The organism is Brachyspira sp. SAP_772, from assembly GCF_009755885.1.
Taxonomy (GTDB): domain Bacteria; phylum Spirochaetota; class Brachyspiria; order Brachyspirales; family Brachyspiraceae; genus Brachyspira.
On the sequence record NZ_VYIX01000263.1, the window covers coordinates 1 to 615 of the forward strand.

Genomic DNA, 615 nt, shown 5'->3' on the forward strand with positions numbered 1-615 from the left:
TGAAGCTTTAAAAGATATATATGAATTAAAATTCGATTCTAATTTTTTTCTTTCACTAATAAAGCTTAATATCAAACATAAATATGCTCTAAAATTATTATATGAAATATATACTACTACAAAGAAAAGAGATATAAAAAAAGAAGCTTCTAAAAKTATTGATGAAGTTCTTGAAAAAATGAATATTAGCTATAGCGAGTTTAAATTAAAGTGTATGCCAAATTTGRGATTTAATTCTAAAGGTGAAAGAGAGTTCAATAAAGATTATAAATTAATTTTAAATAGCGATTATTCTTTAAGTTTGTTTGATATAAAAAATRATAAAATATTAAAAAGTATGCCTAAAAAAATTAATGAAGATTTAAAAGAAGAAATACAAAATTTAGAAAAAGAAATAYATAAGTTTATGAGAGCAAATTCCTATCTTTTAAGCATCATATTAATAGACGGCGAAATATATAGYTATGATTTATTTAGAGAATATTTTATTGATAATATTTTAATGAATAAATTTGCATCAACTTTAATATGGAATTTGTATGACAAAAACAAAAAAATTATAACAACTTTTAGATATTTAGGCRAAGATAAATATATAGATTCTGAAAATAAAGA

The 615-nt window shown here is 19.5% G+C and carries 1 protein-coding gene; it reads left to right on the plus strand.

The features are described from left to right. Window positions 1–615: DUF4132 domain-containing protein (locus GQX97_RS13925; RefSeq protein WP_157152339.1), on the plus strand; the 615-nt coding region annotated here is incomplete at both ends.